This window comes from Streptomyces albidoflavus, assembly GCF_000719955.1.
GTDB lineage: Bacteria > Actinomycetota > Actinomycetes > Streptomycetales > Streptomycetaceae > Streptomyces > Streptomyces albidoflavus.
In genome coordinates, this window is record NZ_JOII01000015.1 from 21,443 (window position 1) to 35,990 (window position 14,548).

A 14,548-nucleotide genomic window follows, 5' to 3' on the forward strand; every position below is an offset into this window, starting at 1 on the left:
CGCTCGGGTACGGGGTGGGCGCGGGGGGCCCTGCCCCGCCCGGCCCGTCCTGGAGGGTTCGCTGTTCGGCTGCGCTCGACACCTGCCGGCCTCCCGCGGTCGAATCGGACCGGCACGGCACCGACGGGTCCCGGCCGCCGCCCGTACCCGGTCCTGTTCCTCTGTTACTGCCCAGGCCGCGGGCTTCGTACTGTCACTGGGCCGAAGTGGCGGCGCGCACTGGGGTGACGTTTCCCCAGGCGCGGCCCGTCGTTGCATCCGTCGTGAAGAACGACAGAGCGCGCGTGCGGCGCGCAGCGGCGGCAGCGGTGGCGGTGCTGGCCCTGGTGGCGGGCCTCGCCGGGTGCGGGGCGGGGGAGGGCCCGGGCGACGATCCGGCGGGCGGGGGCGGTCCCGGCGGGCCGGTGCGGATCACCGTCACCCCTTCGGACGGCAGCGTGGAGGTCGGTCCCGACCGGCGGCTGGAGGTGCGGGTGGACCGGGGGCGGCTGGAGTCGGTGAAGGTGGTCCGGGTGCGGGACGCCCGCGAGGAGCAGGTCCCCGGCGAGCTCTCCGGTGACGGGCGGCGGTGGCGGCCGGTGGACGGGGCGCTGGCGCTGGCCGCCAGGTACACCGTGGACGCGGTCGCCTCGGACGGCGGGCGCCGGGCGGCCCGGCACGCCTCCTTCACCACGGTGGTGCCCCAGGAGCGGTTCATCGGCTACGTGACGCCGGAGAACCGCGCGACGGTCGGCACCGGCATGATCGTCTCGCTGGAGTTCAGCCGGGAGATCACCGACCGGGCGGCGGTGGAGCGCGCGGTGCGGGTCACCGCCGACCCCGAGGTACCGGTCGCCGGCCACTGGTTCGGCCGCGACCGGCTCGACTTCCGGCCCGAGGAGTACTGGCGTCCCGGCACCGAGGTCACCGTCGACCTCGCGCTGCGCGACGTCGAGGGGGCGCCCGGGGTCTTCGGCCTCCAGCGGAAGGCGTTCACCTTCACCGTCGGCCGCAGCCAGGTCTCCACGGTCGACGCGGCCGCGCACACCATGCGGGTGGTCCGCGAGGGCGAGGAGCCGGCGCTGGTGCCGGTCACCGCCGGCGCGCCCGAAACCCCCACGTACAACGGCAAGATGGTGGTGACCGAGATGCTCGACGTCACCCGCATGGACGGCTCCACGGTCGGCTTCGGCGGCGAGTACGACATCCCGGACGTGCCGCACGCGATCCGCCTCAGCCGCTCGGGCACCTTCCTGCACGGCAACTACTGGGCCGACTCCTCGGTCTTCGGCCACGGCAACGTCAGCCACGGCTGCGTCGGGCTGCGCGACGTCAAGGGCGGGGGGCGCGCCACCCCGGCCCGCTGGTTCTACGACCGGAGCCTGATCGGGGACGTGGTGGAGGTGGTCAACTCCGACGACCGGACCGTGGCGCCCGACAACGGGCTGGGCGGCTGGAACCTCGACTGGCGTGCGTGGCGGGCCGGTTCGGCACTCGGCTGACCTTCGCACGGCCTGTGGGCACGCCCTTGCGCCAGTTGGGACCGAACGGTGACATCCCTCCGGGGTCACCCCCCTGAGCTGTGTGGTTATCTAACCGGTGCCGCCCCCGTGACCGATCCGGGAGCGGCGCTGGGCGGGCGCGGATCACGCGCCGCGAGTGCGGGCCTGGGGGCAGGCCGTGCGAGGGGAGAAAGACTGTGAACGGGCGACCGATATCGGGGGCGTCGGTTGGCGTGCGCGCCAGGCGTACGCGGGGCGCGACGAGCCTCGTGCTGGGGGCGATGCTGGTGGCGCTGACCGCCTGCGGCTCCGGCGGGGACGGCGCGGCGGAGGACGGCAAGGGGGGCGGGGGCAAGCCGGCGGCGGCCGACAGGACGGCCCCGTCGAAGGCGGTCGTGTCGATCGCGCCGAAGGACGGCGCCAAGTCGGTGGCGACCAGCGGGGCGCTGAAGGTCACCGCCGAGCAGGGCAAGCTCTCCTCGGTGAAGGTCTCCGACACCAAGGGCAACGAGATCGAGGGCACCGTCGCCAAGGACGGCGCCTCCTGGAAGCCGGCCCACCACCTGGCCGCCGCCACCGAGTACCGGGTGCACGCGGTGGCGAAGGACGGTGAGGGCCGCGAGTCCGCCAAGGACCAGACCTTCACCACGCTGGTCCCGGAGAACACCTTCGTCGGGCACTTCACCCCGGAGGACGGCTCCAAGGTCGGCGTCGGCATGCCGGTCTCGCTCCGCTTCACCCGGGGCATCACCGCGCCGGAGGCGGTCGAGCGGGCGGTCACCGTCACCGCCGAGCCGAAGGTCGAGATCCGCTCGCAGTGGTACGGCAACGACCGGCTCGACTTCCGGCCCGAGGAGTACTGGGAGCCGGGCACCAAGGTCACCGTCAAGCTCAACCTGGACGGCGTCGAGGGCCGCCCCGGGGTCTACGGCGAGCAGGCCAAGGAGGTCTCCTTCACCATCGGCCGCTCGCAGGTCTCCACGGTCGACGCCAAGAAGAAGACGATGAAGGTCGAGCGGGACGGCAAGGTCCTCAAGACCATCCCGATCACCGCGGGCGCCCCCGGCACCACCACCTACAACGGCGAGATGGTCATCACCGAGAAGCACGAGGTCACCCGCATGAACGGGGAGACCGTCGGCTTCGGCGGCGAGTACGACATCAAGGACGTGCCGCACGCGATGCGCCTGTCGACCTCGGGCACCTTCATCCACGGCAACTACTGGTCCGGCGGCGCCTTCGGCAACTACAACGCCAGCCACGGCTGCGTCGGCCTGCGCGACACCCGCGGCGGCTGGGACAAGAAGGCCCCCGGCGCCTGGTTCTACGACAACTCGATGATCGGCGACGTGGTCGTGGTCAAGAACTCCGACGACAAGAAGATCCAGTGGTGGAACGGGCTCAACGCCTGGAACCTCGACTGGGAGAAGTGGAACCCGCAGCCCAAGCGCTGACCCTCCGTCCCGCACACGGGCCCCGGCCGACGACCAGGCCGGGGCCCGTCGGCGTTCTTGGGGGTACGGATGGGGCCGGCGGGGCGGCCGATAGCCTGCCCGCCATGACTGTGCATCTCGACGTCGCCGACGGCATCGGCACCATCCGGCTCGACCGCCCTCCGATGAACGCCCTGGACATCGCCGTCCAGGACCGCCTCAAGGCCCTCGCCGAGGAGGTGACCCACCGCGACGACGTACGCGCCGTGATCCTCTACGGCGGCGAGAAGGTCTTCGCGGCCGGGGCCGACATCAAGGAGATGCGGGAGATGGACCACGCGGCGATGGTCGCGCGCTCCCGCGGCCTCCAGGAGGCGTTCACCGCCATCGCCCGCATCCCCAAGCCGGTCGTCGCGGCCGTCACCGGGTACGCCCTGGGCGGCGGCTGCGAACTGGCGCTCTGCGCCGACTACCGGATCGCCGCCGACAACGCCAAGTTCGGCCAGCCCGAGATCCTGCTCGGCCTGATCCCGGGCGCCGGCGGCACCCAGCGGCTGCCCCGCCTGATCGGCCCGTCCAAGGCGAAGGACCTCATCTTCACCGGCCGCCAGGTCCGCGCCGACGAGGCCGAGCGGATCGGCCTCGCCGACCAGGTGGTCCCGGCCGCCGAGGTGTACGAGGCGGCCCGCGCCTGGGCCGCGCGGCTCGCCAAGGGCCCCGCCCTCGCGCTGCGCGCCGCCAAGGAGGCGGTCGACGCCGGGCTGGAGACCGACATCGACACCGGGCTCACCGTCGAACGCACCTGGTTCGCCGGGCTGTTCGCCACCGAGGACCGGGAGCGCGGGATGCGCAGCTTCGTCGAGGACGGCCCGGGCAAGGCCCAGTTCCTCTGACCCCTCCCCGGACCGGCCGGGGTCATGTCAACTCGCGCGAAGAGGCGCGGAGTTGACCGCCCCAAGGGTGAACCGCACCCCCGAGACCCCCGTTCGGGGGTGCGGGCCCCGCCGCCGTCCGCCGCGCACATGACCTCCGGTGACCGCGCCCGGACGGTGTGTAAGCACAGGTCAGCCCGTACTTTTCCACCCCTGCTATGCCCACGGCATATGTCCGGAGCCGACAGGGTCCCTCCCGAGAGGCGGGTCCTATTCCTCGGGAACGGGCCCGAACGGCCCTATCGGCCGCCATGATGGTGCGCATGGCGGGGTTGGAGGGCATCGAGCAGCCGCAGCGACGAGGCGGCATGGTCGCGGACCGGCGAGGGCCGGCCGTGGAGGACGAGCAGGCGCGCGAGGCGCTGGCGGAGTACGGCAGTCCGGCCGATCACGAGGTGACCATCCCCTCGCGGTCCGACGCCGCGCGCACCGTCCGCCGGCTCACCCGGCTCGTCGTCATCCACCAGTGGGGGCTGAGTCCCCAGCTGAGCGAGGTGGCCGTGCTGCTCGCCTCGGAACTGGTTTCCAACGCCGTCCTGCACACCGGCGCCAGCCGTTTCGGCCTGCGCATCACCCGCACCCGCGGCCGGATCAAGGTCGAGTTACGCGACCCCTCGCGCGGCCTGCCCTGCATGCTGCCGGTCCGGCCCACCGACATCGGCGGCCGCGGTCTCTTCCTGGTCGACAAGCTCTCCGACCGCTGGGGCGCCGACCTGCTGCCCATCGGCAAGTACGTCTGGTTCGAGCTGCGCGTCATCGACCGCTGAGCCGGCCGGGTCCGCCGGGCCCCGCATACGCAGAAACCCCCTGTCGCCGTCGGTGGGGCGCTGCGGGGGTTTCTGGGAACGCCGCGGACAAGGGGGTGTGGTCCGCGACGTCGAGGACAGCCTCGCCCGGGTCAATGGGGGCCGTGTCCCCGACTATGGCAGAGAGGTGTCCTCGCGGCCAAAAGGCCGAAGAGGGTAAAAGCGGGCAATTCCGGGCATCGCTTCGAAAATCTATGGTGAGGTCGGCCACGCGCCGCAGGAAAGGCAGGCGTGAGGCGGGAAATCCTGCCGATTGACATGATCGGGACGGGTGGCCGCCGCCGGTCGTCAGCTTCGCGCCCGCGACACACCGCCATCAGGTGACGGTCCCCGCCCCGGGGTGCGCCGTCCCCGATCGTGCCCGCGTGATCATGACCCGTCTGCGCCGCCGTGCCGCCGCGCTCACCCTGTCCCTGTCCGCGCTGCTCGCCGCCCCGGCCGTCTCCGCCGCCGAGCCCGCGGCTCCCGCCGCCCCGGCCGCGCCCCGCGCCGCCGCCGCGAACTGCCCGGTCGTCGAGGACCCGCTGACGGCCGCCGCCGACCCCCGGGTGGACGCGGGCCGCATCACCCCCGAGCCGGCCTTCCGCGACAACTGCTCCCAGCTCTACCGCGCCGACGGCCGCCCGCCCGCCGTCATCTTCGACGAGGGCTTCCTGCCGAAGGACACCGTGAACGGCCAGTACGACCTGGAGGCGTACGTCCTCGTCAACCAGCCCTCCCCGTACGTCTCCACCACGTACGACCACGACCTGTACAAGCAGTGGAAGAGCGACTGGAACTACTACATCGACGCCCCCGGCGGCATCGACGTGAACCGCACCATCGGCGACACCCACCGCTGGGCCGAGCAGCGCGAGGTGGCCTTCGCGGGCGGTATCCGCAGTGAGTTCATCGTGGGCGCCTGTCCGATCGACCGCGCCGCCAAGCAGGAGATCATGGGCGAGTGCGTCGACAACCCCCAGTACCGCCCCTGGCGCCGCCGCTGACGCGCGGGGTGCGGTGACAGGTCGCCCGGAACTGCTGGTTCCGGGCGACCTCGTGCGTACGGGGTCGTCCCGCCGGAGGTCAGCCCCGGCGTGCCCAGGCCGTCAGCTCCTCGCGGTCGCCGAAGTCGGCGACGTTCTGGTCGAGCGGGGTGTCCGTGTACTGGTGGATGCACCAGTCGGCCTTGATGCGGGGCTTGCCCTTGGTGACGTAGTCCGCGATCCACAGGCCGTCGCCCGCGTAGGAGGTGGTGTCGCGGTTGAGCCAGAAGTCGCGGTTGCAGTAGAGCAGGACGCGGTGGTCCGGGCGGAGCCGCTTGATCTCGCGGAGGAAGGCGTCCTTCTCCTTGCCGGTGGCGGCGGTGCCGTCGCCGGTGCGCTCCCAGTCGAGGGCGAGCAGGTCGCCCTCGCGCTCCTCGGTCTTGGCGAGGAAATACTCCGCCTGCGCCTCGATGTTGCCCGGCCAGAGGAAGTGGTAGAAGCCGACGGTGCATCCGGCGTCGCGGGCCCGCTTGGTCTGGTCGGCCAGCTGCGGGCTGACGTAGGACCTGCCCTCGGTCGCCTTGATGAAGACGAAGTCGACCCCGTCGGTCTCGAACGACTTCTGGTGGGAGCTGATGTCGATGCCGTGCAGCACGGTCCCTGCCTCCTGTGGTCGCCGGTGCGCTCTCGTCCCCTCGGCCTACCCGGGAAGGTCCCGCCGACGCCCCCACGCCGCCTTGGAGCGTCCGATGCGCCGCTCACGCCCCTCGAAAGGGTGATGAGGGGTGAGGAATGCGGAGATGGACGGGAATAGCTGGTCGGCATCGTCCCGTTGATGGCCTGTCAGGAGCCCCCGCCGGGGGCCGCCGGACGCGCCGTGCGGGCGTCCGCCCACCGCAGCACCGTCGGAAGGTCTGACATGAGGATCGGCATCATCGGAGCGGGCAACATCGGCGGCAACCTCACCCGCCGCCTCACCGCCCTCGGCCACCAGGTGACCGTCGCCAACTCCCGCTCGCCCGAGACGCTCGGCGCCCTCACCGAGGAGACCGGGGCCACCGCCGCCGAGGCGGCCCACGCGGCCGACGGCGCCGAACTGGTCATCGTCACCGTCCCGCTGAAGAACGTCCCCGACCTGCCCGAGGGCTTCCTCGAAGGGGCCGTGCCCGGCGCCGTCGTGATCGACACCAACAACTACTACCCGCAGCAGCGGGACGGCCGGATCGACGCCATCGAGGACGGCCTGCCCGAGAGCCGCTGGGTCTCCGCCCGGATCGGCCACCCGGTGGTCAAGGCATTCAACGGCACTTACGCCCAGGACCTCCTGGACCGCCCCACCGCGCCCGGCACCCCGCACCGCCACGCCCTGCCCGTCGCCGGCGACGACCCGGCCGCCAAGCAGGTCGTCCGGGACCTCATCGACGCCCTCGGCTTCGACACCGTCGACACCGGCACCCTCGACGACTCCTGGCGCCAGCAGCCCGGCACCCCGGTCTACGGCAGCCGGGGCGACGCCGAGGAGGTCCGCCGCCTGCTGGACGAGGCCCGGCCGGAGCGTCCGGCCGAGTTCCGCGCCTGACCCGGGGGTCAGCCCTCGCCGCGTGCCGCTCCGGCCGGGGCGAGGGGCCGGCCGGTCGCCAGGTTCCAGCGGCCCGGCCGGCCGGTGAGGGTGGTCAGGGTCAGCGGGCCCGTGTCCAGGCGCCAGAAGGCGGCGGGCGGGAGGGTCAGGGCGTGGGTGACGGCGGCGCGGACGACGGCCGGTTCCACCACGGCGAGCAGGCGGACCACGCCCCGCGCCGGGGGCCCGCTCCCGCCGTTCCCCGCGCCCGCGTCCAGCCAGGCGCCCACCCGGTCGAGCAGCTCGTCGAGGCTCTCCCCGCCGTGCGGGGCGGCCCCGGGGTCGCTCGCCCAGGCGGCCACCGCCTCCGGCTCGGCGGCCGCGACCTCGTCCAGCCGCAGCCCAGACCAGCGGCCCAACTGCCATCCCGCGGGCGCCACTTGGAGGTCGTCCGGCGCGCCCAGGCCCAGCTCGCGGGCGGTGGCGCGGCAGCGGCCCGAGGCCCCGGCGGCGTACCGGTCGGCGGCGGGCAGGTGCGGGGCGGCCGTGCGGGCGGCGCGGGCGCCGGACGGGTCGAGCGGGGTGTCGCCGTCCAAGCGGGCCTCGCGCAGGGCCGGGTTGAGGGCGGGTGAGACCAGCATCACCCGCAAGGTCGGCGTCGTCACCCTCAGTGCTCCCGTCCGGCGTCCCGGGCGGTGCGCGCGGGGGCGCCCGCCACCCTCAGTTGGTCATGAGCACCACATCACGCCTGGCCAGAGGGGTCCAGTTGGTGAGTGGCCGTAGCGGTGGGGGCGACAGCGGCGGTATGGTCCCCTCGTTCATGACGACGGGCGGACGGAAGCCGGTGGGAATCCGGCACGGTCGCGCCACTGTGTACCCGCGAGACGCGGGAAGTCAGACCCGCCCCCGGTCGTCCCAGGCACCACGATCGGGACGCGTGTTCCCACAGGAGCTGTCATGGCGCAATCAGTCGCCCCCGCCGACGCGGGCATACCCGCGATCACCCCCCTCTCGCTGAAGGCCATCGCCCCGTGGGCGGTCTTCATCGGCCTCCTCGCCCTGGTCCTGCTCTACTTCGTCGGCGCCGAACAGGGCGCCACCGCCCTCGTCTCCGGCGAGGGCATCCACGAGTGGGTCCACGACGGACGCCACCTCCTCGGCTTCCCCTGCCACTGAGCGAAGAGGGGAACCGGAACCCATGAACACCCTCTCGGTCCGCGCCCTGCTGGTCCGCGGCATGCTCGCGGGCCTCGCGGCCGGCGTCGCCGCCCTGCTCGTCGCGTACTTCCTCGGTGAGTCCCGGGTGGACGCCGCCATCGCGCTGGAGGAGCACGCGGCCGGCGGCCACCACGACCACGGCGGCGGCGAGGAGGAACTCGTCAGCCGCGCCCTGCAGGCCACCGGCGGCCTCGCCACCGGCGTCCTGGTCTTCGGCGTCGCCATCGGCGGCATCGCGGCCATCGCCTTCTGCGTCGCCCTCGGCCGGATCGGCCGCTTCGGCCCGCGCGCCACCGCCGCCTTCGTCGCCCTCGGCGGCCTGATCGCGGTCTACGTGGTGCCGTTCCTCAAGTACCCGGCCAACCCGCCGGCCGTCGGCGACGGCGACACCATCGGGAAACGCACCGCGCTCTTCTTCCTGCTGGTGCTGCTCAGCGTGCTGCTCGCGGTCGGCGCCGTCCTCCTCGGCCGCCGGCTCGCCCCGCGCCTCGGCAACTGGAACGCGACCGTCGCCGCCGGCGCCGCCTTCCTGCTCGCGGTCACCCTGGCCTACGTCTTCCTGCCCTCGTACAACGAGGTCGGGCCGGACTTCCCGGGCCAGCTGCTGTGGCAGTTCCGCCTCGCCACCCTCGCCGTGCAGGCCGTCCTGTGGACCGTCTTCGGCCTGGTCTTCGGGGCGCTGGCGGAGCGGCTGCTCACCCCGGAGTCCGCGCGCCCCCGGCCCGCGGAGACCGTGGCGGCCTGACCGCGCACCGGACGCACGTGACAGCGGGGTCCCGCCGGGCCGTTGCCCGGCAGGGACCCCGCCGCGTGCGCCGTCCGCTCCACCGCCGTACCCGCGCTCGTGCGCGGGCTTGGCGGACCGAGGGGGCCCGGTGGCCCGGCCCGGTCACTGGACGCGGGACGTGGACTGCTCCTCGTCCTCGTCCTCCTCGCCCTCGATGTGCACGTCGTCCACCGCGATGTTGACCTCCACGACCTCCAGCGCCGTCATCTGCCCGATGGCCCGGGCGACGTTGGAGCGGATCTGGCGGGCCACGTCGGAGATGGACTCGCCGTACTCGACGACGATGTCCAGGTCGACGGCGGCCTGCTTCTCGCCCACCTCGACCTTGACGCCCCTGGTGGGGTCGCTGCTGCTGGAGACCCGGTCGCGCACGGCTCCCAGCGCGCGTTTCATGCCGCCGCCCATCGCGTAGACCCCGGAGGTCTCCCGGGCGGCGATACCGGCGATCGTGGCCACCACCGAGTCGGCAATGGTGGTCCTGCCCTTGACGGGACCGTTGCGGTCCGCACCGTTCTCGGCCATACGGCTGTCCTCACTGCGCTCGCGCGGTCACGCTCCACCCGCCGACCCGTCGGCGACGGACCGGCCGCGATGTCGCGAAAGCGGCCTTCTGCGCGCTTCCCTCCCAGTCTGCGACGGGGTGGAGCGGCCCGCCATTCGAGTGAGCGGCGGGCCGGTCCCCGCCGCTCAGGCCGGGGCGGGCCCGGCGGTCCCGTTCCCGTAGGTGACGGGGCGCTTGGGGGCCGTGTCCACGGCCAGGGAGAAGATGTCCGGCCGGGCGTAGTGACCGGTGACGTCCATGTCCAGGCTCTGCCGGACGATCTCCGCGCGGTCGATCTCCGCGTACAGCAGGGTCTCCTCGCCCCAGACCGGGCCCGCCACCACCTCCCCGCGCGGGGAGACGACCGCCGAGCCGCCGCGCATCAGCACGTCGTCCGGCTCGGTGGCGAAGAGGGCGGCGTAGTCGTCCGGGTAGTCGGAGCGGCGCATGACCTGGCAGGCCGTCACCACCCAGCAGCGGCCCTCCAGCGCGATGTGGCGCATGGTCGGCAGCCAGGTCTCGCGGTCGTCGGCGGTCGGCGCGCAGTACACCTCGACGCCCTGCCCGTACATCGCCGCCCGCAGCAGCGGCATGTAGTTCTCCCAGCAGATGACGCTGCCCAGCGCCCCGGCCGGCGAGTCGACCACCGGCAGCGTCGAGCCGTCGCCGAAGCCCCAGATCAGCCGCTCGGCGCCGGTCGGCATCACCTTGCGGTGGTGCCCGGCGAGGCGGCCCCGCTCGTCGATCATGACGACCGTGCAGTACAGGGTGCGGCCGGCCCGCTCGATGATCCCCATCACCACGAAAACGCCCTGTTCACGGGCGGCCTCCGCGACCGCCGCCAGCTCCGGCCCGTCCAGCTCGACCGCCGCCTCCCAGGAGCGCAGGAACTCGTCCCGCCCCTCCTCGGTCCGCCGCCCCACCGGCGAGCCGAACGACAGCGCCTTCGGGTACGTCCCGAGGAACGCCTCCGGGAAGACGATCACCTCGGCCCCCTCGGCGGCGGCCTCGGCGAGCGCGGCGACGGCCTTGCGGACGGTCGCCGCGGCGTCGAAGGCGACCGAGCCGAGCTGGGCGACGGCGATTCTGGTCATACGGGGTCTCCGTTCATCGAGGGCGCCCCGTCCCAGGGCGCGGGGGAGTCGGTGCCGCCGGGCGGCGGCATCAGGGTGCGGGCCAGTTCGCCCAGGGTCTCGACCAGCCAGCGCACCCGGGGGTCGCCGGAGCTGCTGCGGTGCCAGAGCGCGGAGACGGTGAACCGGGGCAGGGTGATGGGCGGTTCGCAGACCTGGAGGCCGAAGCGGGCGCCGAGGACCTCGGCGGCGTGCCGGGGCATCGTCGCCACCGAGGCCGTCCCGGCCAGCAGCAGCGGTGCCATGGCGAAGTGGGCCGTCGAGGCGACCCGGCGCCGGGTCAGGTTCTCGGCGTCCAGCACGTCGTCGACGACGCCGCGGGTGCCGTCGGCCGAGATCATCACGTGCGGCAGGGCGAGGTAGGCGGCCCGGGTGAGCGGAGCCGGGCTGCCGACCGCCACCGGGTCGTAGAGGCAGGCGTACCCCGACTCGAAGAGGGTGCGGCTGCGGATGTCCGGGCCCCAGGCGGCCGAGGCGGCGACGCCGACCTGGGCGCCGCCGGAGTCCAGCAGGTCGGCGACGGTCATCCGGTTGGCCTGGAGGCAGAAGACCGAGGAGGCCGGGCTCGCCGCCGTCACCGTCGCGATCAGCTCCGGCAGCAGCAGCGCCTCCAGGTCGTCGGACATGCCGAGCCGGAAGACGGCGGCGTCCCGCGCCGGGTCGAACTCCGGCTCGCCGGCGATCGCCACCTTCAGGCTGTCCAGGCCCTGGCGGACGGGGCCTTGCAGGCTCCGCGCCCGCGCGGTCGGCGCCATCCCGCCGGGCGCGCGGACGAAGAGCGGGTCGCCGAAGAGCTTGCGCAGCCGCCCGAGGGCCGCGCTCACCGCCGCCTGCGACATGTGCAGCTGCTCGGCGGTCCGGGTCACGTTCCGCTCCCGCAGCAGCACCGCGAGGACGACCAGCAGGTTCAGGTCGTACCCGCGCAGGTCGGTCACGGGATCGTCGGCGGCCACCTCAACCCCCGTACGCGGCCGGGGAGTCGCCCGCCGGGCCGTCCGGCTCGACCGCCAGCACCGAGGTGGCGTAGGGCAGGATGCCCGTCGCCGGATGGCAGTTGACGTAGGCGAAGGCGGCGGTGCGGGGCAGGACGAAGACCTCGTGCCAGGTGACGACGGTGCGGGCCTCGCCGTACTGCCGGTTCTTGGCGATGGCGTGCTCGTAGATCGCGGCGTGCGTGGCGTGCCCGGCCGCCCACCCCTCCAGCGCGGCGAGGGTGTGGAAGTGGCCGAGCACCGAGGTCTCCCGCAGCGGCCGCAGCGTCTCGCGGTCCAGGCTGGTCATCACCCGCAGCGACAGAGTGCCCTCGGCGTCGGCCGCCTCGCGCAGGTGGGCCATGCCCGCCATCAGCTTGGGCTCCAGCGCCTCGGTGTAGTCGGCCAGTTGCTCGCCCTCGGCTTGCTGCCAGTACTGGCCCGAGCGGATCACCGCCGTGTTGTGCCCGCACTCGGCGCGCAGCCGGCGCCCCTCGGAGGCGGCCGGGCGTGCCCGGCGGCGGTGCGGGACCGCCGCCTCCAGCGGGTCGATCGCGGAGAGGGGGAGCCGGTCGCGGGCGGCACCGAAGTAGCCGTTCACCGTCATCGACTCGCGCCGGGTCCCTGGGCAGGCGGCGAGGCCGAAGGCGCGGCGCGGGTCGGAGTAGATCGTCTCCACCCGGTCCAGCGGCACCTGCACCACCTCGTGCCAGGCGCCGAACGGCACGGCGGCGGCGTCCAGTTCCGCGAACCAGCGCGGCAGCGGGGCGGTGGCGAGCCAGCGGGCGTGGGAGGTCGCGTCCCGCCAGTAGCCGAGGTGGACCAGGTTGTGGCGGCCCGCCTCGTCGGTGAAGGAGAGCAGTTCCCACGCCTCGGGGGCGTCGGCGCCGTCCCGCCCGGTGTGGCAGGCGCGGACCCGCTCCAGGAACGGGCCGACGGCCGGGTCGTCGGGGCCGGCGCACTGGAGCGCCAGGTAGTCGCTGGTCACCAGGGAGAGCGGCGCGTCGAAGCCGAGGGTCCAGCGGGGAGCCCGGGGCCGGTGGCCGGGCGGGCGCCGCTCGGGAACGGTGCGCGGGTAGTCGGGGGTCCAGCTCATCGCGTGGCGCCTTCCTGCTCGGTACGGGCCGGGCCGCGCTCCCGGAACGGCGAGGTGACCGCGCCCAGGTCGATGCCCTTCGTCTCCCGGACGAGGGTGCCACCGAGGATCGCCAGCGAGGAGAGCACCCCGACCCAGATCCAGAAGCCCCAGCCGATCCCGGACTGGTCGAACCAGGTCATGAGGTACGGCGCGGTGCCGCCGAAGAGCGCCACCGAGACCGAGGTGGCGAAGGCGACCCCGGCGGCCCGGGTGTGGGTCGGGAACAGCTCGGAGATGAACGCCGGGTACATCGCGGCGCCCATCGCCCACACGCCCATGCCGACGGTCTGGGCGACGAAGAGCGTCCACGGGGCGTCGCTGATCAGCAGCGACAGCGGGTAGTAGAGGACGATCGCGGCGACGCCCATCGCGATGATCATCGGGCGGCGGCCGACGCGGTCGGAGAGCGCGCCCCAGCCGATCAGCATGACCAGCGCCACCGCCTGCGCCAGCAGACTGGCGACGAAGGCGCTCTGCGCGTCCATCCCGCGCGAGGAGATCGCGAACGACGGGGCGAAGGTGGCCCACACGTAGTACGCGCAGTTGTGGCCGCAGGCCAGCAGGACCACCAGCAGGCCGGTGCGGAACGCCTGGCCCTTCGACAGGCGTGGCCGCACCGCGTCCGGCTCCGCCTCGCCCTCGGTGAAGCGGCTGGTCTCCTCGGCCGTCTTGCGCAGCCACAGCACCAGCAGCCCGAGCACCGCGCCGAGGACGAACGCCGCCCGCCAGCCGTACGAGGCCATGCCGTCCTCGCCGAAGGCCGCGGTGCTCACCGCGCCCAGCGCCGTCGCCAGCATCACGCCGAGCGTCACCGCGAAGAAGACCGAGCTGGACCAGAGCCCGCGGTGGCGCGGCGGCGCGATCTCCGACACGTAGGTGTACGAGACGCCGGACTCCCCGCCGTGCGCGAGCCCCTGCGCGAGGCGCGCCACCAGCAGCAGCACCGACGACCAGACGCCGATCTGCTCGTACCCGGGGACCAGGGCGATCATCAGGGAGGCGACGGACATGATCGTGATGGTGACGACCAGCACCGTCTTACGGCCCCGGGCGTCGGCGAGCCGGCCGAAGACCAGCCCGCCCAGCGGCCGGGCGAGGAAGCCGACGGCGAAGACGGCCAGCGTCGACAGCAGTGCCGAGGAGCCGTCCGCCTTGTCGAAGAAGTGGGCGGCTATGTAGGTCGAGAAGATCGCGTAGAGGGTCCAGTCGAACCACTCCAGCACGTTGCCGGCGACGGCCGCCCGCAAGGAGCGGAACTGCCCGCCCTGGGGTCTCCAGTCGCTCTCGGCACGGGTCGGGGTGTCGGCCTCGGCCGACGGCGAGGACGGGGAAACAGACACGCTGGCCTCCTGGCCCGGCGCCCTTCACGGGGTGCGCCGGGCACGGTCAAGGGGTCGTGGGTGCACGGAAGAGGGGGGAGGCCGGCCGCGCCGTCGGGGGAGTGGCGGGGCCGGGAGCACGAACGTACGTCCGGCAGCGCGTTCAGGAAAACAAATACCGGTCATGTGCGACATCGACGGCATCGATAACGACACAATCCGGTAAAGGGGCAGGTGGCGTCTGTGCCGGTGAGGTTTCCGGGAGG

At 73.5% G+C, this 14,548-nt stretch carries 15 protein-coding genes and 1 riboswitch; of the genes, 8 read left to right on the forward strand and 7 right to left on the reverse strand.

What is annotated here, in order from left to right:
* The first annotated feature begins 308 nt into the window (after window positions 1-308).
* The 5 genes from IF45_RS0117365 to IF45_RS0117385 all read left to right on the forward strand — a co-directional run bounded on the left by IF45_RS0117365 (window position 309) and on the right by IF45_RS0117385 (window position 5,638).
* The gene (locus tag IF45_RS0117365; RefSeq protein WP_037638183.1) at window positions 309-1,481 is read left to right on the forward strand and encodes a L,D-transpeptidase; all 1,173 of its coding nucleotides are present in this window, start codon (window positions 309-311) and stop codon (window positions 1,479-1,481) included.
* Window positions 1,482-1,678: 197 nt separating this feature from the next.
* Window positions 1,679-2,935, forward strand: coding sequence for a L,D-transpeptidase (locus tag IF45_RS0117370; protein WP_015507074.1), 1,257 nt, complete (start codon window positions 1,679-1,681; stop codon window positions 2,933-2,935).
* A 104-nt stretch (window positions 2,936-3,039) separates the two neighbouring features.
* On the forward strand, window positions 3,040-3,807 hold the full coding sequence (locus IF45_RS0117375) for an enoyl-CoA hydratase/isomerase family protein (protein ID WP_003950965.1): 768 nt from the start codon (window positions 3,040-3,042) through the stop codon (window positions 3,805-3,807).
* A gap of 347 nt (window positions 3,808-4,154) precedes the next feature.
* Window positions 4,155-4,613: an ATP-binding protein gene (locus tag IF45_RS0117380; protein WP_018893499.1), complete on the forward strand. Its 459-nt coding sequence runs from the start codon at window positions 4,155-4,157 to the stop codon at window positions 4,611-4,613.
* A 404-nt stretch (window positions 4,614-5,017) separates the two neighbouring features.
* Window positions 5,018-5,638: an ADP-ribosyltransferase gene (locus IF45_RS0117385; RefSeq protein WP_015507073.1), complete on the forward strand. Its 621-nt coding sequence runs from the start codon at window positions 5,018-5,020 to the stop codon at window positions 5,636-5,638.
* 79 nt (window positions 5,639-5,717) lie between these two features.
* Here the strand turns inward: IF45_RS0117385 and IF45_RS0117390 are convergent, their stop codons facing one another.
* Entirely contained in the window at window positions 5,718-6,272 is a 555-nt protein-coding gene (locus IF45_RS0117390) for a glycoside hydrolase family 25 protein (protein WP_003950968.1), read from the reverse strand.
* A 180-nt stretch (window positions 6,273-6,452) separates the two neighbouring features.
* On the opposite strand from IF45_RS0117390, the gene IF45_RS0117395 reads away from it, so the two are divergent.
* The gene (locus IF45_RS0117395; protein WP_256251080.1) at window positions 6,453-7,196 is read left to right on the forward strand and encodes an NADPH-dependent F420 reductase; all 744 of its coding nucleotides are present in this window, start codon (window positions 6,453-6,455) and stop codon (window positions 7,194-7,196) included.
* 8 nt (window positions 7,197-7,204) lie between these two features.
* On the opposite strand, the gene IF45_RS0117400 is transcribed toward IF45_RS0117395, so the two are convergent.
* On the reverse strand, window positions 7,205-7,816 hold the full coding sequence (locus IF45_RS0117400) for a histidine phosphatase family protein (protein ID WP_030308269.1): 612 nt from the start codon (window positions 7,814-7,816) through the stop codon (window positions 7,205-7,207).
* A gap of 181 nt (window positions 7,817-7,997) precedes the next feature.
* A riboswitch (adenosylcobalamin (AdoCbl) riboswitch) is annotated at window positions 7,998-8,090 on the forward strand.
* 42 nt (window positions 8,091-8,132) lie between these two features.
* Here IF45_RS0117400 and IF45_RS0117405 point away from each other — a divergent pair.
* Both IF45_RS0117405 and IF45_RS0117410 read left to right on the forward strand, forming a co-directional pair.
* Window positions 8,133-8,351 carry a CbtB domain-containing protein gene (locus IF45_RS0117405; protein ID WP_003950971.1) on the forward strand — a complete coding sequence of 73 codons (219 nt, stop codon included), beginning with the start codon at window positions 8,133-8,135 and terminating at the stop codon, window positions 8,349-8,351.
* Between the two features lie 22 nt (window positions 8,352-8,373).
* Window positions 8,374-9,138, forward strand: coding sequence for a CbtA family protein (locus IF45_RS0117410; RefSeq protein ID WP_003950972.1), 765 nt, complete (start codon window positions 8,374-8,376; stop codon window positions 9,136-9,138).
* A 144-nt stretch (window positions 9,139-9,282) separates the two neighbouring features.
* Here IF45_RS0117410 and IF45_RS0117415 read toward each other — a convergent pair whose 3' ends face one another.
* The 5 genes from IF45_RS0117415 to IF45_RS0117435 all read right to left on the reverse strand — a co-directional run bounded on the left by IF45_RS0117415 (window position 9,283) and on the right by IF45_RS0117435 (window position 14,303).
* On the reverse strand, window positions 9,283-9,702 hold the full coding sequence (locus IF45_RS0117415) for an Asp23/Gls24 family envelope stress response protein (protein ID WP_003950973.1): 420 nt from the start codon (window positions 9,700-9,702) through the stop codon (window positions 9,283-9,285).
* 165 nt (window positions 9,703-9,867) lie between these two features.
* Complete coding sequence (locus IF45_RS0117420) at window positions 9,868-10,815, reverse strand: carbon-nitrogen hydrolase family protein (RefSeq protein WP_003950974.1); 948 nt, start codon at window positions 10,813-10,815, stop codon at window positions 9,868-9,870.
* Window positions 10,812-11,807 (reverse strand): LysR family transcriptional regulator, encoded by a 996-nt coding sequence (locus tag IF45_RS0117425; RefSeq protein WP_015507071.1) that lies wholly within the window; start codon window positions 11,805-11,807, stop codon window positions 10,812-10,814. Before IF45_RS0117425 ends, IF45_RS0117420 begins: the two co-directional genes overlap by 4 nt.
* Window position 11,808: 1 nt before the next feature.
* Window positions 11,809-12,921 carry a phenylacetaldoxime dehydratase family protein gene (locus IF45_RS0117430; protein ID WP_003950976.1) on the reverse strand — a complete coding sequence of 371 codons (1,113 nt, stop codon included), beginning with the start codon at window positions 12,919-12,921 and terminating at the stop codon, window positions 11,809-11,811.
* Window positions 12,918-14,303: an MFS transporter gene (locus IF45_RS0117435; RefSeq protein WP_030308271.1), complete on the reverse strand. Its 1,386-nt coding sequence runs from the start codon at window positions 14,301-14,303 to the stop codon at window positions 12,918-12,920. Before IF45_RS0117435 ends, IF45_RS0117430 begins: the two co-directional genes overlap by 4 nt.
* Between the last annotated feature and the right edge of the window lie 245 nt (window positions 14,304-14,548).